16 protein-coding genes, 1 tRNA gene and 1 CRISPR repeat array are annotated in these 23,088 nt (G+C 43.5%); of the genes, 7 read left to right on the plus strand and 10 right to left on the minus strand.

Annotation, left to right across the window (positions count from 1 at the left end):
- Positions 1-84: 84 nt before the first annotated feature.
- The 5 genes from NBH07_RS13575 (at position 85) to NBH07_RS13595 (ending at position 5,922) form a co-directional block, all read left to right on the plus strand.
- Entirely contained in the window at positions 85-1,464 is a 1,380-nt protein-coding gene (locus NBH07_RS13575; RefSeq protein WP_005855557.1) for an MFS transporter, read from the plus strand.
- 183 nt (positions 1,465-1,647) lie between these two features.
- The gene (locus NBH07_RS13580) at positions 1,648-2,127 is read left to right on the plus strand and encodes a helix-turn-helix domain-containing protein (protein WP_250833525.1); all 480 of its coding nucleotides are present in this window, start codon (positions 1,648-1,650) and stop codon (positions 2,125-2,127) included.
- Between the two features lie 154 nt (positions 2,128-2,281).
- Positions 2,282-3,187 (plus strand): electron transfer flavoprotein subunit beta/FixA family protein, encoded by a 906-nt coding sequence (locus NBH07_RS13585; RefSeq protein WP_005855555.1) that lies wholly within the window; start codon positions 2,282-2,284, stop codon positions 3,185-3,187.
- A 4-nt stretch (positions 3,188-3,191) separates the two neighbouring features.
- Entirely contained in the window at positions 3,192-4,211 is a 1,020-nt protein-coding gene (locus tag NBH07_RS13590) for an electron transfer flavoprotein subunit alpha/FixB family protein (protein ID WP_009017714.1), read from the plus strand.
- A 4-nt stretch (positions 4,212-4,215) separates the two neighbouring features.
- A complete protein-coding gene (locus tag NBH07_RS13595) occupies positions 4,216-5,922 on the plus strand; it encodes an acyl-CoA dehydrogenase family protein (RefSeq protein ID WP_008780918.1) in 1,707 nt (568 codons plus the stop codon).
- Between the two features lie 51 nt (positions 5,923-5,973).
- Here the strand turns inward: NBH07_RS13595 and NBH07_RS13600 are convergent, their stop codons facing one another.
- The 3 genes from NBH07_RS13600 to tpx form a co-directional block, all read right to left on the minus strand.
- The gene (locus tag NBH07_RS13600) at positions 5,974-7,257 is read right to left on the minus strand and encodes an MATE family efflux transporter (protein WP_005855552.1); all 1,284 of its coding nucleotides are present in this window, start codon (positions 7,255-7,257) and stop codon (positions 5,974-5,976) included.
- Between the two features lie 27 nt (positions 7,258-7,284).
- Positions 7,285-8,502: an MFS transporter gene (locus NBH07_RS13605; protein WP_005855551.1), complete on the minus strand. Its 1,218-nt coding sequence runs from the start codon at positions 8,500-8,502 to the stop codon at positions 7,285-7,287.
- Positions 8,503-8,607: 105 nt separating this feature from the next.
- The gene (gene tpx, locus NBH07_RS13610) at positions 8,608-9,108 is read right to left on the minus strand and encodes a thiol peroxidase (RefSeq protein ID WP_005865275.1); all 501 of its coding nucleotides are present in this window, start codon (positions 9,106-9,108) and stop codon (positions 8,608-8,610) included.
- Between the two features lie 165 nt (positions 9,109-9,273).
- On the opposite strand from tpx, the gene NBH07_RS13615 reads away from it, so the two are divergent.
- Both NBH07_RS13615 and NBH07_RS13620 read left to right on the plus strand, forming a co-directional pair.
- Complete coding sequence (locus NBH07_RS13615; RefSeq protein WP_005855549.1) at positions 9,274-10,545, plus strand: DNA recombination protein RmuC; 1,272 nt, start codon at positions 9,274-9,276, stop codon at positions 10,543-10,545.
- Entirely contained in the window at positions 10,542-12,125 is a 1,584-nt protein-coding gene (locus NBH07_RS13620) for a YfcC family protein (RefSeq protein WP_009017712.1), read from the plus strand. The genes NBH07_RS13615 and NBH07_RS13620 overlap by 4 nt, the downstream gene beginning before the upstream one ends.
- Here NBH07_RS13620 and trxA read toward each other — a convergent pair.
- From trxA to NBH07_RS13655, 7 genes are all read right to left on the minus strand, one after another.
- Positions 12,122-12,421 (minus strand): thioredoxin, encoded by a 300-nt coding sequence (trxA, locus tag NBH07_RS13625; RefSeq protein WP_005855547.1) that lies wholly within the window; start codon positions 12,419-12,421, stop codon positions 12,122-12,124. The genes NBH07_RS13620 and trxA overlap by 4 nt on opposite strands.
- 866 nt (positions 12,422-13,287) lie before the next feature.
- Positions 13,288-15,176: a CRISPR direct-repeat array (repeat unit 47 nt; unit sequence GTTGTGATTTGCTTTCATTTTAGTAACTTTGAGCCATTGGAAACAGC).
- Positions 15,177-15,283: 107 nt separating this feature from the next.
- Positions 15,284-15,616, minus strand: a complete 333-nt coding sequence (gene cas2, locus NBH07_RS13630; RefSeq protein ID WP_005855545.1) for a CRISPR-associated endonuclease Cas2 — start codon at positions 15,614-15,616, stop codon at positions 15,284-15,286.
- 1 nt (position 15,617) lies between these two features.
- A complete protein-coding gene (gene cas1, locus NBH07_RS13635) occupies positions 15,618-16,547 on the minus strand; it encodes a type II CRISPR-associated endonuclease Cas1 (protein WP_005855544.1) in 930 nt (309 codons plus the stop codon).
- A 114-nt stretch (positions 16,548-16,661) separates the two neighbouring features.
- Positions 16,662-20,936 (minus strand): type II CRISPR RNA-guided endonuclease Cas9, encoded by a 4,275-nt coding sequence (gene cas9 / locus NBH07_RS13640; protein WP_005855543.1) that lies wholly within the window; start codon positions 20,934-20,936, stop codon positions 16,662-16,664.
- A 507-nt stretch (positions 20,937-21,443) separates the two neighbouring features.
- Complete coding sequence (locus tag NBH07_RS13645; RefSeq protein WP_009017645.1) at positions 21,444-22,292, minus strand: IS3 family transposase; 849 nt, start codon at positions 22,290-22,292, stop codon at positions 21,444-21,446.
- 32 nt (positions 22,293-22,324) lie between these two features.
- Complete coding sequence (locus NBH07_RS13650) at positions 22,325-22,705, minus strand: transposase (RefSeq protein ID WP_008780911.1); 381 nt, start codon at positions 22,703-22,705, stop codon at positions 22,325-22,327.
- A gap of 248 nt (positions 22,706-22,953) precedes the next feature.
- A tRNA-Arg gene (locus tag NBH07_RS13655) sits at positions 22,954-23,027 on the minus strand.
- Between the last annotated feature and the right edge of the window lie 61 nt (positions 23,028-23,088).

The raw sequence follows: 23,088 nt of genomic DNA on the forward strand, positions 1-23,088 counted from the left end.
ACGAGGAGGCGCAGCTCTTCATTTTCTCGCCTGCGCCTCCTCTTTGACTTATCCATCTAATCTATCTTACTAATAAATAATATCATGACAACTAAGAAACAAGAGAAAATCAAATTCAGTAAAGCATTCTGGGTAGCGAACACCGTCGAGTTGTTCGAGCGAGCCGCTTATTATGGCGTATTTATCGTTATAACCCTTTATCTTAGCCGCATCTTAGGCTTTAACGACATTCAGGCCGCCAGCATCGCCGGTATCTTTTCCGCTTGTCTGTATCTGCTGCCCACATTCGCCGGAGCGTTGGCCGATAAGATCGGTTTCCGCAACTCGATGCTACTGGCTTTCACTTTGTTAACTTGTGGCTATCTAGGACTGGCTGTTTACCCTACTTGGCTTCAATCCGCCGGACTGGTTGAATACAGCACGACGACTACCTTTACGGGATTGCTGGAGAGCAATCTTCAGTACGGCATTATCCCTATCATGGCCTTGATCGTATGCGGCGGGGCTTTTATCAAGAGCGTTATCTCCGGCACGGTCGCTAAAGAGACTACGCCGGAAACCCGTGCGAAGGGCTTCTCTATCTTCTACGCGATGGTAAATATCGGGGCCTTCTCCGGGAAGACCATCGTGAAGCCGCTTCGTGAGGCGTTGGGCAACGAAGGTTTGATTACCTTGAACTATTTCTCGGCGAGCATGACCTTCCTTGCCTTGCTAGCCATCTGGTTCTTCTACAAAAGCGCTCAGCATTCGGGCGAGGGCAAGACGTTCGGGCAAATCTGGAACGCCTTGATCAAGGTTTGTAGTAACGGACGGCTCATTACATTAATCATCATTATCACCGGATTCTGGATGGTACAACACCAGCTGTATGCCACGATGCCAAAATATGTGCTTCGTTTGGCCGGCGAGGGAGCCTCTCCTTCTTGGTATGCCAACGTAAACCCTTTAGTCGTAGTTCTGACAGTCAATCTAGTAACACAGATGATGCGGAAGCGGACAGCGCTTACCTCCATGACGGTGGGTATGTTTATCATGCCGGTGTCCGCTCTTTGCATGGCATCCGGTAATATGCTGGATACTAATTCCTTGATCCTAGGGATGCATCCCGTAGCCTTCATGATGGTGGTGGGTATCGTCTTCCAAGGGCTGGCGGAGACGTTCATTTCCCCTCGCTTTCTCGAGTATTTCTCCTTGCAAGCACCCAAGGGAGAGGAAGGTCTCTATCTTGGATTCAGCCATTTGCATTCTTTCCTCTCCTCTATCTTCGGATTCGGGCTATCCGGTTTCCTTTTAAGCAAGTATTGCCCGGAGCCAACCCTGTTCGCCTCTCACGAGGAATGGCTGGCGGCAAGCGCGAACGCCCATTACATCTGGTATTACTTCGGTGCGATCGCCTTGGTATCCGCCGTAGCGTTGATCGTGTACGGACAAGTCGTAAAGAGGCTGGATAGCCAAAAGATTTGACCCAGTAAAACTACGAGGTCAAATCCATTACCTTTGATTTGACCTCGTAGTTCTAAAATATCTAATCCAATCACATGGATTTGACCTTTAAGGCTTGCGATATCCAATCATAATCCGTAGATTTGACCCGGAAGAATCGCAAGATCAAATCCTTGAGAAAAAACAACCTTAAAACATATCATCATGGAAGAAACATTCAAGAGAATCCCCCCGGAAGATGTCTTTATCACCGTCTTCAAGCGTAAACCCACCGAAGAAGAGCTTTGGATGGGCGTCCCTCCCGACTTCGACGGCAACCGCCCCTCGGGCAACAACCTGATCGATCTCTTCGCCTATCTCATCCGCAAGTACGGCCGGATGGACACCAGCGAATACGCCCGCATAATGCAACTCAAGACCAGCGAGCTCCGGGGCGCCATCCTCGCCATCGGCGGCATGTCGGCGATGGAATGGCGCAACCGCTACCTTCTCCTCGAAGCTCAGGAGCTGATGGAGCGGACGGACATGAGCATCACCGAGATCGCCGCCAAGCTGGGTTTCTCGCAGCCCTCGGTATTCTCCAAGTTCTTCCGCACGCTGGCGAAATCGCAGCCTTGGGAATGGCGCATCGAGAAAAAAAAACCGGGCTCAAACCGGAAGAGAACCTATCATTGCTACGAGTAATCAGCAGGCAATACATGCTCAAACACACGCCAAGTGTGCAATTTCCTCCGCAAAGTTCTTTGTTATAAAGAATGTTTGATTACTTTTGCACCTCGAGATTAACAAGAAAGTAGAAGTATTACATCAATATAAAAATCTAATATTCCTATATAATATGAGTTTAAGAATTATAGTTTTAGCGAAACAGGTCCCGGATACACGAAACGTGGGAAAGGACGCCATGAAGGCGGACGGTACGATCAATCGCGCCGCCTTGCCTGCGATCTTTAACCCGGAAGACCTGAACGCGTTGGAACAAGCGTTACGCTTGAAAGACGCTTACCCCGGGACGACAGTTACGCTGCTGACGATGGGCCCGGGACGTGCCGCCGAAATCATCCGCGAGGGTTTGTATCGTGGTGCTGACGGCGGTTTTTTGTTGACCGACCGTGCGTTTGCCGGAGCCGACACGTTAGCCACATCCTATGCGCTTGCCACGGCTATCAAGAAAATCAACGATTATGATATTATCATCGGTGGTCGCCAAGCGATCGACGGCGATACGGCACAGGTAGGTCCGCAAGTCGCTGAGAAATTAGGACTGACCCAGATCACGTATGCCGAGGAAATCCTAAACGTTGATAAGGAGGCCGGACGTATCACCGTAAAACGTCATATCGACGGGGGTGTCGAGACCGTGGAAGGTCCGCTTCCTATCGTTATCACCGTGAACGGCTCCGCCGCTCCCTGCCGTCCCCGCAACGCGAAGTTGGTACAAAAGTACAAACACGCCATGGGTAAACAGGAACGGGCCGTGCAACCCGCCTGTCACCAGGACGGTACGCCGACTCTTCGCTACCCGGAATTGTACGAGACCCGCCCGTATTTGGATATTCAAGAATGGAGCGTAGCCGACGTGAATGGTGACTTGGTTCAATGCGGCCTTAGCGGTTCGCCGACGAAGGTAAAAGCGATCGAGAATATCGTCTTCCAAGCCAAGGAAAGCAAGACCATCTCCAGCGCCGACCAAGAAGTAGAGGATTTGATTGTCGAACTGTTAGCTAACCACACCATCGGATAAGATTATGAACAACGTATTTGTATATTGTGAGACAGAAGGCACGAACGTTGCCGATGTAAGTCTTGAGCTTCTGACTAAAGGTCGTAAGCTAGCCAATCAATTGGGCTGTGGGCTGGAGGCGATCGTTGCCGGGTCCGGCCTTGAGGGTGTAGAGAAACAAGTATTGCCTTTTGGCGTCGACAAGGTTCATGTGTTCGACGCTCCGGGTCTGTTCCCTTATACGTCACTTCCTCATTCCTCTATCTTGATCAATTTGTTCAAGGAGGAGAAACCGCAGATTTGCTTGATGGGCGCTACGGTGATCGGTCGTGACTTGGGCCCTCGTGTATCCTCGGCCTTGACAAGCGGCTTGACGGCCGATTGTACCTCTTTGGAGATCGGCTCGCACGAGGACAAGAAAGCGGGTATCACCTACGAGAACTTATTATATCAGATCCGTCCGGCGTTCGGTGGTAACATCGTAGCCACGATCATCAACCCGGAACATCGCCCGCAAATGGCGACCGTTCGTGAGGGCGTGATGAAAAAGGAGGTTTTGGACGAGAACTATAAAGGCGAAGTGATCCACCACGACGTAGCGAAGTATGTCCCCGAGACAGACTATGTGGTGAAAGTGATCAACCGTCATGTAGAGAAAGCGAAGCACAACCTGAAAGGCGCTCCGATCGTAGTAGCCGGAGGTTATGGCGTAGGCTCTAAGGAGAACTTTAATTTATTGTTCGATTTGGCGAAAGAGCTTCACGCCGAGGTAGGTGCCAGCCGTGCGGCTGTCGATGCCGGTTTCTGCGACCACGACCGTCAGATCGGTCAGACCGGTGTCACGGTGCGTCCGAAATTATATATCGCTTGCGGTATCTCCGGGCAGATCCAGCATATCGCCGGCATGCAAGACGCCGGTATCATCATTTCGATCAATAATGATGAGAACGCCCCGATCAACACGATCGCCGATTACGTAATCAATGGTACGGTAGAAGAGGTGATTCCTAAGATGATTAAGTATTACAAAAAGAACAGTAAGTAAGATTATGGCTAATTTCTATACAGATAATCCCAGCTTGAAGCATCATCTTCACCATCCGTTGATGAAGCGTATCGTAGAGCTGAAAGAGCGCGGCTATGCCGACAAGGATACATACGATTATGCTCCGATCGATTTCGAGGACGCAATGGATAGCTACGAGAAAGTATTGGAGATCGTTGGTGAGATTTGCGGGGAAATTATCGCCCCGAACGCTGAGGGCGTAGACCATGAGGGCCCCACGGTAGCGAACGGACGTGTCACGTACGCTTCCGGGACACAGCAAAACCTCGATGCCGTTCGCAAGGCCGGCTTGATGGGTATCGCTATGCCTCGCCGCTACAATGGGTTGAATTTCCCGATCGTCCCTTACATCATGGCCGCCGACTTGGTTTCCCGTGCCGACGCCGGTTTCGAGAACCTTTGGGGTCTACAAGATTGTGCCGAGACCTTATACGAGTTCGGCAACGAGGATCAACGCCAACGTTACATCCCTCGTGTTTGCGACGGAGAGACCATGTCTATGGACTTGACGGAGCCGGACGCAGGTTCCGACCTTCAATCCGTTATGTTGAAAGCTTCTTACAACGAGGCTGACGGTTGCTGGTATCTGAACGGCGTAAAGCGTTTCATCACGAATGGCGACGCTGACATCCATTTGGTATTGGCCCGTTCCGAGGAAGGTACGAAGGATGGACGTGGCCTTTCCATGTTCATCTACGACAAGCGCAATGGTGGCGTGAATGTCCGTCGTATCGAGAACAAAATGGGTATCAAAGGCTCTCCTACTTGCGAGTTGGTATTCAAGAACGCGAAAGCCGAGCTTTGCGGTGATCGTAAGCTAGGTTTGATCAAATATGTAATGGCTTTGATGAACGGTGCCCGTCTGGGTATCATGGCTCAAGCCGTAGGACTTAGCGAGGCTGCCTATCGTGAGGCTTATGCTTACGCCTTGGATCGTAAACAGTTTGGTAAGTCTATCATCGAGTTCCCGGCGATCGCTGAGATTATCGCCTTGATGCGTGCGAAAGCGGATGCTTCCCGTTCTATGTTATACGAGACCGCCCGTTTCGTTGACGTCTACAAAGCGTTGGATGATATATCCAAGGAACGTAAACTGACTCCGGAAGAACGTCAAGAATTCAAGAAGTACAGCAAGCTCGCGGATGCTTTCACCCCGATGGGTAAAGGCATGACTACCGAGTACGCAAACCAGAACGCTTACGACGCTATCCAAGTTCACGGAGGTTCCGGTTTCATGAAGGACTACGCTTGCGAACGTATCTACCGGGATGCCCGCATCACGAATATCTATGAGGGTACCACCCAATTGCAAGTCGTAGCGGCCATCCGCCACGTCACCACGGGTACTTACTTGAACCAGATTCGTGAATACCAAGCGATCGAGTATAAGCCGGAATTAGAGGCTCTGAAGAACAAACTTGCCGCTATGACCGAGAAGTATGAGAAAGTGGTAGCCAAGGTTACGGAGACAAAGGATAACGAATATATTGACTTCCAAGCTCGCCGTATGGTCGAGGCAGCCGCTCATTGCGTATTCGGCTACTTGCTATTGCAAGACGCAAACAAAGATGACAGCTTCCGCCGTTCCGCCGAGGTTTATGTAAACTACGGACAAGCTGAGATTGATAAGATCGAATCCTTCATCAACAACTTCAATCGTGAGGACTTAGCTTATTACAAACAACAGTAAATAGGTTTTCCTAGGATAAAATGAGGCGAGGATCAGTTACAGGTTCTCGCCTTATTTTTTTAACCGCCAAAGTACCCATTGCATACCGCCACGTAAAGACAGATACCAAAGGAAAGCCATCCATAAGGCATGATTCCCCATCGATTGATAAAACAAGTAATACATAATAAAGAAAGTGCCCGAGGCCACAAGCATCGAGTAAAGCATCTGGCGTGTGGCCGTGGCACCGATAAAGATACCGTCCCAAAGGAAAGCGGAGAATCCACATAAAGGAATCGCCAACACCCAATAGAAATAATCCCCGGAAGCTTCAATGACTGAGGTATCGTTCGTCAATAATCCCAGAAAATTCTTCCCTCCCAACGCATAAAGGATCGTGAAAGACAATGAGAGGCCGATTCCCCATAGGAACAATAAGCGAATGCATTTACGTAACCCCACATCGTTTTTGGCTCCAATAAAGCGACCGGCTAATGCCTCTCCCGCATAAGCGAATCCATCCATTATATAAGAGAACAAGGTAAATAACTGCATCAACAAGGTGTTTACGGCTAATATCACATCCCCTTGTCTCGCACCTGTAGAAGTAAAGAAAGTCGTAACAGCGACCAAGCACAAGGTCCGGAAAAATATATCACTATTGACTGAGAAGAAGCGACGCATCGCCTCCCTACCCCAAAGCCCGTTCCAATCAATATACGCTTTCAAACGTTTATAATATTTCAACCAAAGAGCAAACGCCATGAGGAGACCCGCATATTGGGCGATCAGTGTTCCCAACGCTACGCCTTCCACCTTCATACCCAGCACAAACACGAAACATAGGCTGGCCACAATATTCACGATATTCTGCGCGATAGCGATAAACATCGGGAAACGAGAATTCTGCATACCGATAAACCAACCGGCAAAGCCATATAACCCCAATACAGCCGGCGCTCCCCAGATACAGATATTAAAATAGAGAGAGGCCCATTGTTTTACCTCCTCCGTTGCGTCGATCAAAGTAAACGCAACCTTCAAGATAGGGTATTGAAGTATCAAAAGCCCCAAAGATATCAGGAAACCAACCCCGACAGACCGGAATAAGATCCGGGTAACTTCCGTCAAATCCCGTTTCCCGTACGCTTGGGAAGTCATACCGCTTGTCCCCATACGGAGAAACCCGAATATCCAGTAGATAATATTAAACAGCATCCCGCCTACAGCGATCGCCCCGATGTACGAAGCAGATCCAAGATGTCCCACGATCGCCACATCTATCAATCCCAATAAAGGTACGGTTATATTGGAAATAATAGAAGGTATCGCCAGTTGAAGTATTTTCTTATTCATATTAAATAGTGTCTAAATACGATATCGTTATCTCTTAAAACTCTCTTTCAGACTGATCAACGAAGGGATAAAAAAGGATATAATACCTATCAAACATAAAAAGCCCCCACTTATTATAAAGGTATTTCCAAGCCCGATAGAATCCGCCAAAAAGCCGGTACTCAAAAGACCGATCATCGAAGGAAGCATACTAAAGCTCATGTAAAAAGAGAATACCCTTCCCATAACTCCCGGATCAATGCGAGATTGGATAACCGTAGTAAAAGTAGCAAAATACAGGGAACCACAAACACCTCCTAAAGCCGTCAGCACCGCAAACCAGATAAAACCGGATACCGGTAACAACCCGGAAAACAAGAATGTCAATCCCAACGCTATATACATCCCATTAATCAACAGGATCTCATTCCAACGATATTTCTTAAGCCCCAGTAAAGCACCCGCGAGCAAGGCTCCTCCACCCCATGAAACCTCGACCAAACTCACTTGGAAAGCATTTCCGGCAAAGTGATTCAACGTCATCAACGGGAATAAGACACTTACCGGCATAATCACGAATGTAGCCAATATAGACAATAGGAATAACCACGATAGCCCATATTGGTTACGGACTTCCATAATCGCCTCTTTCGCCTCTCTCCAAAGATGCAATTCTGAATTTCGTTCCTCATGAGAAGGATCGGGAATAAAGACAAAGCAGAGCGATAGACAAGCGAACGCCGCTCCAGCCACATCCAATAAGAGGATATTCGTCATCTTCATCATCGTTATGAATAGACCGGCCAAAGCGGGCCCGGCGATATTACACACCGACTGGATCACCTGATTAATCCCAGCTATGCGCATCAACTCTGATTTTGGAGCCAGCAAAGGAACAGAAGCTTGCATAGCGGGCATATGAAAGGCAGAACCTACGGAACGAAGGGCCAATAACACATATATATGACTAATCTTAGCCAAATCAAAATAAAACAAGACCGCCAATATCAACGTACAAAAAGCAATAAAGCTATCTGCCATAATCATCACCCGCTTCCTTTTCCACCGGTCGATAAAGATCCCCGTGAAAAGCCCCAAAACAGATTGAGGTAACAAAGCGGCCATCGTAGCAAATGCCAATACCTCAGCGGAACCTGTCTCCAGACTCAACCACAAGACTATCGCGAAATTAACAATCGAACTTGTCAGTATAGATAAGAACTGCCCCGTCCAAATAATGGCAAATACTCGCTTCCAGTTATCCATATAAACGTGTTTGTATTAAAAAAACGAAGGCCGCGAGATTCACATCCGACGGCCTCCTACACTAACCCTTAACTTTAACCAATGAAAAACAATAATCTACTACATTTATTTCAATGCAGCTAAAGCCGCATCGTAATTCGGTTCGGTAGTAATCTCGGGAACAAGTTCCTCATAAACCACCTTACCAGCTCCATCGACCACTATTACGCCACGGGCTAATAACCCTTTCAGCGGACCGTCTACCAGAAGCATCCCATACTTATCCTCAAAACATGAACACCGGAACACTGACAATGTAATCACTTTATCAATACCTTCCGTAGTACAGAAACGTCCATGCGCAAAAGGTAAATCTTTAGAAACAGCTAATACCACCGTATCCGGATGCGAAGCGGCTTCTTTATTGAAGCGTCTTACCGATGCCGCACATACACTTGTATCCAAGCTCGGAAAAACATTTATCACCACTTTCTTTCCTTTCAAGTCGCTTAGCGACAATTCGGATAAATCACTTTTTACACCCTTAAAGTCCGGAGCCTCTGTCCCAACTTTTGGCAACTCGCCGTTCGTATGAATCTCGTTACCTTTTAATGTTACTTTTGCCATCTTTGTATGTAAATTAAATAGTCTTACTTTAAGTTGGCTGCGCAAATATAAGCAGCTTTCTGTCGATAAAACAAACGAAAATAAACAATGTTTTTTCATTTAACTCTATTTAACTACTGTTGCAAAATACAGATTACCTATCTTTGACGTCAAAATTAAAAACAGATGGATTGGATTATTATCGGCGGACTTCTTATAATCATCGTGACGCAAATCCTTTTGCGTCCTAAACAGCTAAATAATAACAAAGAAGACCTAGAAAAGTTACTAAACGAGATACAACGCTCGTTCGACCGTATCGAGAAAAACTTTAGGGAGGACTTCCGCCTGAACCGGGAAGAAAGCCGGTTAGTAGCAAAAGATAACCGAGAAGAGCTGGCTCGTTCCATGAATGAGTTCAAGGAAGCCTTCGAACGTGGAATCGATTCTTTTAACAGGTTGCAGAAAGAGAAATTCGCCGCCTTGGACGAACGCCAACAGAGATTAGTGGATAACACGGAAAAAAGGCTGGAAGAGATCCGAGTCACCGTAGACGAGAAACTTCAAAAGACATTGAATGACCGTATCGGGCAATCTTTCCGTTTAGTCACCGAACAATTAGAAAGTGTACAAAAAGGACTGGGCGAGATGCAAACCTTAGCACAGGATGTAGGAGGATTAAAACGGGTACTTAGTAATGTTAAGACCCGGGGAAATATCGGGGAGATCCAACTCAGTATGTTATTGGAGCAGTTATTGGCACCAGAGCAATACGAGGCGAATGTACATACCCGGAAAGGTTCGGATGCGGTCGTTGAATTCGCAGTCAAGCTCCCCGGGCGGGATGATGCCCGAGAATTCGTATACCTTCCCATAGATGCTAAATTCCCGAAAGATGTATACGAACAGCTCCTAGACGCTTACGATGCCGCAGATTCCCAAGCGATCGAGACAGCCGGAAAATTATTGGAGACAACGATCAAGAAGATGGCTAAAGATATTTCGGACAAATATCTGGCACCTCCCGCCACGACCGATTTCGGCATTATGTTCCTGCCGTTCGAGGGCATTTACGCCGAGGTCGTACGCCGTTCCGCTTTATTGGAGGACTTGCAACGAAACTACAAGGTAGTCGTAACAGGTCCCACTACCCTAGCGGCCATACTAAACAGTTTACAAATGGGCTTCCGTACATTGGCGATCCAAAAGCACTCAGGGGAGGTATGGACGATCTTAGGGGCCGTGAAAAAAGAATTCGAGAAAGTAGGCGGTATGCTCGAGAAAGCCCAAAAGAACTTGCAAACCGCCAGCGGGCAAATAGAAGAGGTTTTAGGTACCCGTACCCGTGCCATCCAACGTAAACTCAAAGACGTAGATACGCTTAGTGACCGTGAGGCCCGGGCTATCCTTCCCGAGATCGGAATATTAACTGAAGAAGACGAAAAAGCAGAATCATGAAAAAGAGACAAATACCCCACACTTACGTAATTATCTTTTACATTATCTTATTTTGCGCCATATTGACATGGATTATTCCCGGTGGGCAATATACGGAAAGTATCAGCCCGGACAGAGAGCGAACCGTTGTATATGAATCCGTGGAAAGCGTACCCCAGACTTGGGAGGTACTCTCCGCCTTTTATAAAGGATTTGTAGACAAGGCGGATATCATTGTCTTTATCCTTATCATCGGCGGGGCATTCTGGATCGTGAACGACAGTAAGGCATTTGATATCGGGACAGTCAGTTTCCTACGGAAAGCACGCAAAATGGAGAACAACCCCATCCTTCGTAAAATAGGCATAGATAATTTCTTATTGACCGCCATCATGCTACTTTTCAGTATATTCGGGGCCGTATTCGGGATGAGTGAGGAGACCATCGCTTTTTGTCTGGTCTTGGTCCCGATGGCGATATCTATGGGATACGATTCCATAACCGGCGTATGTATGGTTTTTATAGCGGCGGGATTAGGTTTCGCCGGAGCGATTTTAAACCCTTTCACTATCGGTATAGCGCAAGGCTTAGCAGGAATTCCTCTTTTTTCCGGCATCGAGTATCGTATCGTTTGTTGGTGTATTATCAATGTGGTAGGCTTCACATGGATATTGCGTTATGCCGCCAAGGTAAAAAAGAACCCTCAATTGTCACCAGTCTATGAGGATGATCAATACTGGAGAGACCTACATAATACCCATTCTTTGGAAATCGTGTACAGGACCCCGAAAGCCGCATGGGTCAGTTTTATCCTATTGGCAATCATCTTAGCGGTCTTTTCTGTCTATTATCCCCAGACATCCTTAGAAATCGGGAATAGTGTAATCGAGGGACTTCCCTTAATCCCGATTCTTAGCGTAGCGTTCATAATCAGTTCGATATTCACTCTGCGGAAAACCGTACATTTATATATATTGAACCTTTTATTCTTCACGATCTTTTTCCTGATAACAGGCGTAATGGGCTATGGATGGTACATTATGGAAATAGCGACTTTATTCTTCGCCTTGGGCATAGCGGCGGGAATCGCCAATGGACGCGATCCGAATGAGCTTGTGAAACTATTCTTAGAGGGTTGCAAGGATATTATGAGCGCCGCCTTGGTTGTCGGTTTGGCAGGAGGTATCATCGTAATCCTACAAGAAGGCAAAGTGATCGATACGATTCTCTTTAACCTAGCGAAAGGGATGGAAGGCTTGGGGCAAGTAGCTACGGTCGGGATGATGTACGTTATCCAGACGCTTATCAATTTAGTTATTCCTTCCGGAAGCGCCAAAGCGGCCCTTACCATGCCTATCATGGCCCCATTCTCGGAGTTGATCGGTTTATCCAAGCAGGCCACCGTCATGGCCTTTCAGTTTGGCGATGGCTTCACGAACCTGATAACTCCCACATCAGGTGTCCTGATAGCGGTTCTAGGAGTAAGCCGTATCCCGTATGATAAATGGTTCAAATGGGCATGGAAGTTCATCCTTGTCCTAGTGATCCTAGGATTCCTATTATTGATCCCAACGGTATTGATCCCGATGAACGGCTTTTAATCGATATAGCTTTGCGCCTTCCGCAATAGGCTTCCGTGATCCATCACGCCGGAAGAGCGCCATACGATCTCACCTTTCTTAAAGATGATCAAAGTGGGTACGGATTGGATCCTCAACTGTGTGGCAAGTGCTTCGTTCTTATCTACATCAATTTTAAGGACACGCACTTGTCCCGCCAACTCCTTCCCCAATGCCTCGACCGTCGGACTCAACACCTTACACGGGCCGCACCATGTCGCAAAAAAATCCACCAATACAGGTTTATCCCCTTTAATGATATCGTCGAATGTTTCCATCTTACCTACTCTTTATATATTTACAATCTGTTTAATCTCAACCATAGGGAACCAAGCCCCATAGTTTCCAGCTTAAGCCTATCAAAAACAAATGTACGAAATTAAATCATTTATCTAAGACCTAAACAACACGGCTCTTTCATTTACCCATCCGTTTCAGCAGGCCGGAATGCATGGATCTCAAGTAAAATTCCGCACAATAAGCTCACGAGAGAAACTTATATATAAGAAACTGATAATCAGTATTAAAAAATAGGATAATCTTTCCAAAAAAAATAAAAAAGCCGTACCTAAACAATCTTTTACCAGAACACCGCACCAAAATATTCCTCAATCAATGCAAATTGTCATTCTGACACTTTGCAATCTAAACGCTTGGAGAATCGATTATTTCGAGGCAAGGTACGACTTGCTTCCAAATTCGAAAATATTTTTTCACAATAATCTATTGAACAACGCATTACAAATTTTCACTGATTTATTCTAGCGAAAGATTTCGTCTTCTGTCAACCTCAGTCGGACAAACAAGCGACTTTTTATCTGAAAACAATAAGCTTTTCATCCGAAAACAATCGGATTTCCGGTCGGAAACAATAAGGATCGCAGTCGAAAACAGCATACAACGCCGTTATAAACACCTTACTATTGGATCATAATCCCTCTACAAAGCCTATTCATACACTAAAAAATGGCGAAATACGCTGTTTCCGCCTTCCTTTTCTCTCTATTTTCGCATTTCCATAAAAAGCCTTTATCAGCTAAAAGTCTCCATTTTGAGCAAAATGACAGAAAAAGAGATATTTTGATGACATAAAAGAGAATGGCTTACTTTTTGGTGTAGCTGCCCCAATATTTTGCAATATTTTATTGTGACTTGCTTTCATTTTAGTAACTTTGGACCATTGGAAACAGCTTCTCTGCGTTTTGGTTCAATGCGATTGCAGTTGTGATTTGCTTTCATTTTAGTAACTTTGAGCCATTGGAAACAGCATGCAAAGCGTAAACGATAATTTTTTATTAGTTGTGATTTGCTTTCATTTTAGTAACTTTGAGCCATTGGAAACAGCCTTCTTAAAATTTTTCAGAAAATATATACAGTTGTGATTTGCTTTCATTTTAGTAACTTTGAGCCATTGGAAACAGCATTCGCATATCTACAAGTAGTTGTCCATGGTTGTGATTTGCTTTCATTTTAGTAACTTTGAGCCATTGGAAACAGCTTTTTGCCATTACGTCCCATAGTTTACATAGTTGTGATTTGCTTTCATTTTAGTAACTTTGAGCCATTGGAAACAGCATAAGAAAAATCCGGAAAATTTTCCTTTGGGTTGTGATTTGCTTTCATTTTAGTAACTTTGAGCCATTGGAAACAGCTCTTTTCTTGTTTTTCAGCCTTTTCTAATTGTTGTGATTTGCTTTCATTTTAGTAACTTTGAGCCATTGGAAACAGCTCAGGAGGATGCTGACAATAAGGCTAAGGCGTTGTGATTTGCTTTCATTTTAGTAACTTTGAGCCATTGGAAACAGCGACTTTGTTGAGATCTTTGTTTGTCATAAGTTGTGATTTGCTTTCATTTTAGTAACTTTGAGCCATTGGAAACAGCGGAAGCATTCTTCAAGGGTACACAAGTCTTGTTGTGATTTGCTTTCATTTTAGTAACTTTGAGCCATTGGAAACAGCGGAACTCGATCATACTTAACGTACACATCAGTTGTGATTTGCTTTCATTTTAGTAACTTTGAGCCATTGGAAACAGCTCGATTTCATCATAACAGGCGCCTGTCGCAGTTGTGATTTGCTTTCATTTTAGTAACTTTGAGCCATTGGAAACAGCGCTTTGGATATAATGAGCCTATAGAGTACGTTGTGATTTGCTTTCATTTTAGTAACTTTGAGCCATTGGAAACAGCCTACTGCAATCTAATTTATTAGACTTGTGTGTTGTGATTTGCTTTCATTTTAGTAACTTTGAGCCATTGGAAACAGCCTTAATGCCGTTCTCTTTCAAGATCTCGTTGTTGTGATTTGCTTTCATTTTAGTAACTTTGAGCCATTGGAAACAGCTTGTTATCTCACATTGCAAATATAATACAGTTGTGATTTGCTTTCATTTTAGTAACTTTGAGCCATTGGAAACAGCAAGTTCGTATTCAGTCGCAATACGAATAGTGTTGTGATTTGCTTTCATTTTAGTAACTTTGAGCCATTGGAAACAGCATTGTTATCTCACATTGCAAATGTAATATAGTTGTGATTTGCTTTCATTTTAGTAACTTTGAGCCATTGGAAACAGCCTCTTTACAAAGTTGTATTACAAACTCTTGTTGTGATTTGCTTTCATTTTAGTAACTTTGAGCCATTGGAAACAGCAGGCACTACGGCTTTGTCTACTTTTGTATGTTGTGATTTGCTTTCATTTTAGTAACTTTGAGCCATTGGAAACAGCGCAAGGATATATTGCCACGTGTGGATGAGAGTTGTGATTTGCTTTCATTTTAGTAACTTTGAGCCATTGGAAACAGCATCGATATTTCAGCTACCTTAGCATCTGATGTTGTGATTTGCTTTCATTTTAGTAACTTTGAGCCATTGGAAACAGCTTAACCGATTTTCAAAAGAACGAAGAAAATGTTGTGATTTGCTTTCATTTTAGTAACTTTGAGCCATTGGAAACAGCGACATTTACGAGGAAGTGGTAGAGGTCTAAGTTGTGATTTGCTTTCATTTTAGTAACTTTGAGCCATTGGAAACAGCATATTATCTATTAAAAACTATTAATCAATGGATTACAAAGCACATCAGAATAAAAAAAACAGATATTGTTTCCATTAAAAATCCCGCTTGACAGCGGGATTTTTCTTTTAGAACAACTCCAATTGCTGTCCAGGAGTATTCACTTCCACCGTTTTCTTTCCATAAAAAAGTTCAATATTCCCAAACTGCTTATCCGTAATACACATGATTCCGACATTCCCATGCTCCGGAAGAAAAGATTTAACTCTTTTTACATGTACGGCCGCATTCTCGCTACTAGCACAATGGCGGACATAAATAGAAAACTGAAACATCGTAAATCCATCTCTTTGTAGATTTTTCCTGAAATCCACATACGCCTTTTTCTCCTTCTTCGTCTCGGTAGGCAAATCAAACAACACAAGTACCCACATAACACGATATTCGCTAAACCGATCCATATTACATTTCCGGATAGGAGATTCTACGCAATTCGCCACTAAAGCACTTATACAGAGAAGCCGTAGTTTGCCCGACAGCCACCATCAACGGACTACGTTTTCCTGACATATAAGTTTCTAGCACAGGAATAGTAAGCAGCTGCGCTTTCAACTCTCTCGTTAGTTCCGCATAATCCACTCCCTGCTTTATGATACCACAGACCAATTGATCCACATACGGACGATAAGGCTCCATGATGTCATCTGCCAAGCAATAAGCATTATAACGATTATGATGGTGGATTCCTAAAGTAGGCAAAAGCCCACTTGCCACCAAGCTACGAGCAACAACCGCCCGCAGAATAGCATATCCATAATTCAACAAATTGTTAGGCGGAATGCCCTCCCTGTCTCTTGTGAAACCTTCTATCCAAAACAAATTCTTCCAATAATAAGCAGCCGCTCGGGCTTCCAGGTTACTCGTATCTCCGCTTTTCACATCCGAAGCCCATGCGTACATACATTTCACTTCTGCGCCAGAACATTCTTTCAATACGGCTGCCTGATTTTCAATCTTCGTCTTTATGGTCTGCTGCCAAAGCTGTTTCTTTAACGGTAGAGAGGCATCCAACTGTTGCCGGAATCTTTCGTTTTGCGTCGTGTTCCCATACAGAGGAAGCATCAAACCAACCGGCATACTTTTACTGTTACATGTAATGACAGCACAATTATTTTCAAGTAAAGCTTCCAACACGCCCGAAGAGATGGTGATCTGCTTGTGATCCAGTACCACAACTCCAATATCCTCAATGGGTTTCGTCACTTCTGAAGTTCGTTTGAAACTTTCAGGTAACGTATCATTCCTGACTACCTCCGGTAATTTTATCATCAACTGAGCATTTTTCAGAGACAGATAAACGGGGTTTCCAAAATAAAGGGTTTTCTTGATCATAAGCAGTTAGATTTTAAATTACTATTAATCAGTATAAAAGTCTGTTTCTAAAAAGGGTACAACCTTTTTGAGAATAGCATACACCCTATTTATTTCAATTTCTAATAGATACTATTAATATTCTCCCACTGATACTATTTGTCCAATGTGGTTAATTCGGATCTTGACAACACTATTACCAAAAGAAAGTGTTTTATATTGTTTATAAGCAATATCTTTCAACTCTTTCATATCTTTCACTGTTGTTTCCAAATGATGTCTAAATTTATAATCTCGAACAACATTATTTCCATACATAACTTTTGACATAGTCTGCACCCTAAATAAATTCGGACTAATCATTGCATAATTATCCGGATTCAACAAATCCACCTCCTTCGGATTGAAGCCTGTCTTTTCATTCGGGAACACGAAATATTCATTCTGCTTCATGCTAAACAAAAATTGCCAACCTTCACTTTTTCTGTAATCCTTATCAATAATAGGAAGTCCTAAATTAGCCCGTGTTACAGCCTCAAAGAAGGGGACAACCACCTCGTCCAGTTCATACATCAGATTACCATCCTCATCAAACGTCACCTGTCCTTTCTTGTCTAAAACAGGTTTACGATAAATAGCCACATGATGGTTGTTTCCGGTATTTACAAAATCCACAGGGATTTGTTTTCCATTTTCATCCCATATCGGATTCCCATTCTTATCTTTCTTCACGTGTATCGATTGGGCATTATTGATTCCTCGGATGCTAACCCGCTTGATACTTATCCCCTTTTCCTTATTCAGCCATATCGGATTTTCCCAAAAATTAACAAATGCCTTTTTGGGATCTCCACCGTATTCTTTCAAACGCCGTTCTAAAATAGCACGTACCTTTACATCAACTACTTTATCCACATTCAAAGCAGGATCGACCGGTTTTCGGATAGTATAAATAGTTTCAAATTCAACTGTTTGTACCTTCTCCGGAACTCGTATGGTCTGATACTTATCAGCATAAAGCGGATTCTTTTCCAATGCATTTTTTCCTGTAAATGCTTTCTTTGGATCATTACCGAATGTTTCCAACCGTTTAAGTAAGGCATTTCGATAAGCCCGTTTACTCACAGTCGCTATTTTAGCCGCATCAAAAGAAGCATTCACCTTTTCTATTTTTGTCACATATTGTTTGTGACTACCATAAACCGTTTCCAAATGCAACTGACCTCGCGGAGTTTGCTGTATCTTCGTATTTTCACCCTTTCTCTTTTTTGTTCGATTAACATTGACAGTCACCACCTTGTTCTTAGCTTTAATAGATACCAGCAGTTTTTCCAAATGCTGTTTGGCTTCTATCCGGAATTGCTCCAATGGAATAGGAGGCAAAGCTCTTCCTTTGTCAAAATAACGGGTCTTGATACCTATTATATTCGTATGGTTTCTATTGCCTGAATCTTGTGCCGCATTTTTATTATTGAAATACTGAATAAACGCATCCTTTGTAAAAGCTACCGTCAGCGCATCCATCGCATGATGCCGATGGTCATTCCTTTTTGTCCAATCCTTTATTCTTTTGATTTTTCTTCCGTCCTTATCTTCGTATGTTTCCACAAAACCCAAGGCTTCATATTTAGGCAGGTTCAGTTCTTTCATTACATCCACCAATTGCCAGTCTTCACGCAATTGATCTGTAATGGAACCGGTAGTTGCCACTACTCTACGGCAGATTTCGTTCAACATAGCGAGTGCTTTTTTCGCTATATATTGTGTATTTCTCAAATCCCTATCAATGAAACCATCCGGTATATCCTTCTGTTCCATTTTCAATTTCCGAAGTTTCGCCTTTTTGTCATTGAACAAGCTTTCGCAACGATTTATATATTGTTGCAAGCCTTCTTCTCCATATTTTTCTTTTACAAAATCATAAGCGGTCTTATTTCCCTTTTCTATATTAATAGCCTTATACTCCAATGTCTTGTTAGATAAAGAATCATCAAAAAGACGGGATTGTGGAATAATATGTTCTATATCTATCTCCTTACTGAAAATCTTTTCTTTAGGTATATATTGATTGGAATACAATGTTTTATATCCATTATCTTTCAACTCTTCATAAAGTTTGTAACGGATAATATCATTGCGGCTCACGTTCATCATACCAAATTCATCTTGCAACAATTTACGGATCTCCTCATGCTCACGGGTACTCTTTGCGATAGCTTTCGTCAGTTCCTCACGTTCTTTGGCACTCTTCTTTAATTCACGAGCCAATTCCACTCGGATTTCATCAGGTTTTCCATACGTATCAATGATTGTATTGATTACATTCACCATCTGACTCAAAATCTTTTCAACCACCGGATTTCGGAGACTGTTTTTAGGAAGAACCTCCAGCTTGCCCTTTAAAACCTTATTTTCTATCTCCTCCTTAGTCAGTGAAGATTTGGAATGACGATAACCGGCATATTCACAAGCCACATCATACAGATTACCCTCTTTCAAATAGGGTAAAATCCTTTTGATGGCTTTCGCGCTCAAACTTCCGTAATCATCTTGAAACGAAAGACTGGCTAGCTCTACAGCATATTCTTTCTCAACTCCGCAAAGTTGCATGATCTTTTCAATCAGTTTGCCGTTACCGGTCGACGTATTATCTCCTTCAAAAGAATACAACAGATGCCAAAGTCTGAAATAAGGTTGCATCTCGAGCTCTTTCCCCTCTTTGGTTAAGTCAATGGTAAACAGATTCGTATTCCAACCTAAATCGGTAAAGATAGTTCTTAGCTGTCCGATTATCTCATCTGCTGGTTTCTTAAAATCCAACGGTTCGTAGCCATACTTTTCTATCATTTTGCTATAGGCAGAAAAGAGAGAAAACCCAGTACGATTTCCATCTATTTGTTTGAAGTTCAAATCCAATTCCTGTGGATTTTCAAATAAGAGCTTCAACACATCTGCTTTCTTCATGTTTTCTTTTATCGCAAGTTCTCTTGCCAGTATTTCTTTTTCTTCTGGATACAAAGCCCTACTTTCGCTTGCCGACAAAGCATTTCTTTTCTTCTCTCTTCCCAATACCTTTATGTCATTCAATGTCTGCCATACCTTAAATTCCTGAAACAATGGATGCGAACGAGGTATCACCTTGCATCCTATGACTTTGGTCTGTTTCTTTCCATCCTTTTCTACTACAATCTCCAACCTTTCAAACTCACAGAAACTAATCAAGCCTTTCTGACTTTTCAGACGTCGTTGGTAAAAGATGATCATATCGCGAATCTCTTTTTTCAATTCAGCTGTCAATTCCTTATGAAATTCTGCCTGCTTTTCCCAAATTCTATCAAATTCATCCAAATAATCCTGCCGATAGAATACCATATTGCGCAAACTTGCATGGGGATTCTTGTCTAACTCAGCCATCTGATACTGTCCGACCGTTTGATGATTAAAGTATAACACTTTGCTCCTATCACTAATGGCTCCCAAATAACCACTAGACGCATTTATCTGACCATTGATCTCTTGCAAGACTACGGCTATCTCTTCCAAACCTAATTGTTCAGTAAGAGCTTGCGCACGCCAACGATAATTTTCCTTTTTCAGTTCATACCCCTTAGTCGTCCGTTTAAGACCGACAAGTTTACATTCTTTTTCTATCGTTTCATTCTTTGCTTCTCTGTCATTCCAGCCAACCACTTCTTCTTTCCAAACAAAATAGTTAGCCAAGATAGCCCATGTCTGGCTTCTGTTTTTTCCTTTGATTTCTTCTTTGGCGGCATCACAGAAAACATCAGGATGAAATTGCTTTTGAACACTCCATATTCTATCCAACTCTTCTTGCAAATCAGAACGGTAAAAGTCTGGCAAAACTTTCTTGCCCGATTCAAGTAACTGCGAACAAAGTTGCCCCGGAGTCAAATCCTCCTCATACAGCTTTTTAGCAATCTCCATTCCATCAATCAAAACTCCATCTTCTTCCTTTTTTACCTTTCGACTACTTTTATATCCACGTTTTTTATTAATCATCAATAAGACACGGGATAGTTCCTCTAAAGAAATCTCTTCTTCAGCAGCTTTAGCCCGTAAACGACAGGTTTCAAACGTAGTTCTGTTTCCTTGTTCCGAAAGGATAGTTTCGTCGGTAATAAAACCCAGCTCTTTCAAAAATTCAACCAACGCATCACGACGTAATTTATATCGCTGCAAATTACGGCGCATACTTCTTTTAAGAGTTCTTTCCGCATTTGTAGTGATACTTTTCCCTTTTTCAAAGTTCTGCGTTTCATCTACTGTCAAAGGATTTACTCTCACACCTAATCGGATGATTGACGAGACTTCCTCATCTGTTTCAGCTTCGTTCACCAACGCCCACCCTATACTATTTGTCCCTAAATCCAAGCCTAAAATCCTTTTCATAGTATGTTATCTTTACATTTTCCCAAATATAAAAATTTTATTTCAGAAACACTTGCACGCAAGCATTCCATTTCATATATTTGTCATACTAAAATGAAGCAAATCACAATAAGGATTATTCCGTTGTGAAAACATTAGGTTCCCTCGCCCTTCTGCGGGGGATTTTTTTATGCTACGAAGTTCTAAAATCAGCCTAAATGCCAGCTTGGTAGAAACCCGTGGAAAGGACAGTATATCTTCTATGCCACTTGCAGTATATATTATATTAAATGACAAAGTAAGTAGTACTTACTTTTACGGCATATTCCTCAATCCTGTCCATTCCTAAAATCACTTGTCACTTTTGGGGTAGTTAAACAACTTTACTTGTCAATAAACTCATGATCCTCCTGGCTTACTTGTCACTCTCTGATAAAGCCTACCAAAAAGCCTGTCATCAAGAATGGACAATGGATATACCAGAGTGATCCATATTCTCGGCGTACAAATGTAAGGAATCAAAAAGAATCAGGGTCTTTTTCGCCAAAGATTTTTCCCCGGCAGTTTGCCTTTATACACCTCCATCGGGCACTCCATTCCGATGCTCATATGAGGTCTTCGGTTGTTATAAAAGTCAATCATACGATTGATCTCATTGATCGCCTGTTCTTTATCCCTGTACATTTCCTGCTCGTATATCCATTCGACCTTGAAGATCCCGTTCTGTCTTTCCGCCATGGCGTTGTCTGTCGGCTCATATCCTTCTGTCATGCTTATCCGTATGTGATGCTCCATGAGGCAGCTGACGTAAGCCTCGCTGGCGTATTGTGACCCCCTGTCCGAGTGGTGTATGGTACCGCAAAGGTTGCCGCCTCCGGCGATCCGGATCGCCATGCGCAAGGCCTCTGTCGTATGCGAGGCGCTGAGACTGTCGGATAGGCACCAGCCCAATACGGCGTGCGAATAGGCGTCGGTGACAAGATGCAAGTACAACACGTCCCCCAATATCCACACGTACGTGATGTCCGACACCCATATATGGTTGGAATACCGCACGTCTTTTCCCTTGATAAGATTGGGGTACCTTTTATAGACATGATTGGAGTCTGTCGTACGCCTACGTTTGTTGGGATTGAGCTTAAAGCCTTTTGATTCATAAACCTTTAAGAACGAGTCTCGCCCGAGGGTCACAGCATGTCCCAAATCCTTTTCCAGTAAATGGAACAGCTTGAAACCTCCGATACGGGGACAACAAAGACGATAATAGCCTATCATGTCAGCAAGAAGCTTGACGCGTTGTCTCTCCGATACATCCGCCTTCATGTTCGCGTAATACCATTGGCGTTTCTTTCCAAACAGCCCGCAAAGGGTAGCCACACTCTCATGGGGATACTCCTCACGTAACGCCGTTACTGTTTGGCACCATCTTTTCTGAATATACTGATGCCTTCTTCCTCTTCCGCTATCTCTATCATCTTCTCGAAGGCACGGCTACGCATCTTCTCCAGCTCCAAAGAACGACGCAATTCCTCTATGCGCTTTTGAAGGGACTCCATATCTGTCAAATCCGATTGCTTGGGAACCATCTGTAACCTCTCTTTTGTTTCTGATGGCAAAGGTAACTGGTCCGATCCCACTGGGTATTCTTTTAGCCATCTATATATGCAAGGAGGGCTCAAAGAATATTTCTTCGTTATCGCATACTTGCTCATTCCGCTACTGTAATACTCGCGTAACACGGATAATTTAAAGGGTTCCGTGAACACTCTTTTGGGCTTTCTTTTGATCATTTCTATACTTTTTAGCCCCTTAAAAGTGTCAAGCTATTTCAGGACAAGACATCCATATAAGACAAATTCCAGCTCAGTAGCAAATCATAGAGGATAGGCATATAGTTTTTCCAGTCGGAAAAAGAAAGAACCTCTTGTCGATCCCTCCCCCCAAAAAAGTATCTTAAGTACATCGGCTCACGCACCTAAGATACTTTGCCAACGAAGTTATGACACAAAAAAGGGAGACTCTTTTAGAATCTCCCTCGTGATCGGGCTGGGATTCGAACCCAGGACCCACAGCTTAGAAGGCTGTTGCTCTATCCAGCTGAGCTACCTGACCATCCTTATTTTCGTGGTGCAAAGGTAAGGATTTTTCTTTTCCTTGCAAACTTTTAGTACAC

Origin of the sequence: Parabacteroides sp. B2-S-102, assembly GCF_023656665.1 — a bacterium.
Lineage (GTDB): Bacteria > Bacteroidota > Bacteroidia > Bacteroidales > Tannerellaceae > Parabacteroides > Parabacteroides distasonis.

What these genes read in the sequence shown, in the direction of transcription:
- NBH07_RS13585 (WP_005855555.1), top strand. Translation starts at nt 2,282, where the DNA reads ATGAGTTTAAGAATTATAGTTTTAGCGAAACAGGTCCCGGATACACGA.
- NBH07_RS13620 (WP_009017712.1), top strand. Translation starts at nt 10,542, where the DNA reads ATGAAAAAGAGACAAATACCCCACACTTACGTAATTATCTTTTACATT.
- tpx (WP_005865275.1), bottom strand. Translation starts at nt 9,108, where the DNA reads ATGGCAAAAGTAACATTAAAAGGTAACGAGATTCATACGAACGGCGAG.
- cas1 (WP_005855544.1), bottom strand. Translation starts at nt 16,547, where the DNA reads ATGATCAAGAAAACCCTTTATTTTGGAAACCCCGTTTATCTGTCTCTG.
- cas2 (WP_005855545.1), bottom strand. Translation starts at nt 15,616, where the DNA reads ATGGATCGGTTTAGCGAATATCGTGTTATGTGGGTACTTGTGTTGTTT.
- NBH07_RS13595 (WP_008780918.1), top strand. Translation starts at nt 4,216, where the DNA reads ATGGCTAATTTCTATACAGATAATCCCAGCTTGAAGCATCATCTTCAC.
- NBH07_RS13615 (WP_005855549.1), top strand. Translation starts at nt 9,274, where the DNA reads ATGGATTGGATTATTATCGGCGGACTTCTTATAATCATCGTGACGCAA.
- NBH07_RS13590 (WP_009017714.1), top strand. Translation starts at nt 3,192, where the DNA reads ATGAACAACGTATTTGTATATTGTGAGACAGAAGGCACGAACGTTGCC.
- NBH07_RS13650 (WP_008780911.1), bottom strand. Translation starts at nt 22,705, where the DNA reads ATGATCAAAAGAAAGCCCAAAAGAGTGTTCACGGAACCCTTTAAATTA.
- NBH07_RS13575 (WP_005855557.1), top strand. Translation starts at nt 85, where the DNA reads ATGACAACTAAGAAACAAGAGAAAATCAAATTCAGTAAAGCATTCTGG.
- NBH07_RS13600 (WP_005855552.1), bottom strand. Translation starts at nt 7,257, where the DNA reads ATGAATAAGAAAATACTTCAACTGGCGATACCTTCTATTATTTCCAAT.
- trxA (WP_005855547.1), bottom strand. Translation starts at nt 12,421, where the DNA reads ATGGAAACATTCGACGATATCATTAAAGGGGATAAACCTGTATTGGTG.
- NBH07_RS13580 (WP_250833525.1), top strand. Translation starts at nt 1,648, where the DNA reads ATGGAAGAAACATTCAAGAGAATCCCCCCGGAAGATGTCTTTATCACC.
- NBH07_RS13605 (WP_005855551.1), bottom strand. Translation starts at nt 8,502, where the DNA reads ATGGATAACTGGAAGCGAGTATTTGCCATTATTTGGACGGGGCAGTTC.
- cas9 (WP_005855543.1), bottom strand. Translation starts at nt 20,936, where the DNA reads ATGAAAAGGATTTTAGGCTTGGATTTAGGGACAAATAGTATAGGGTGG.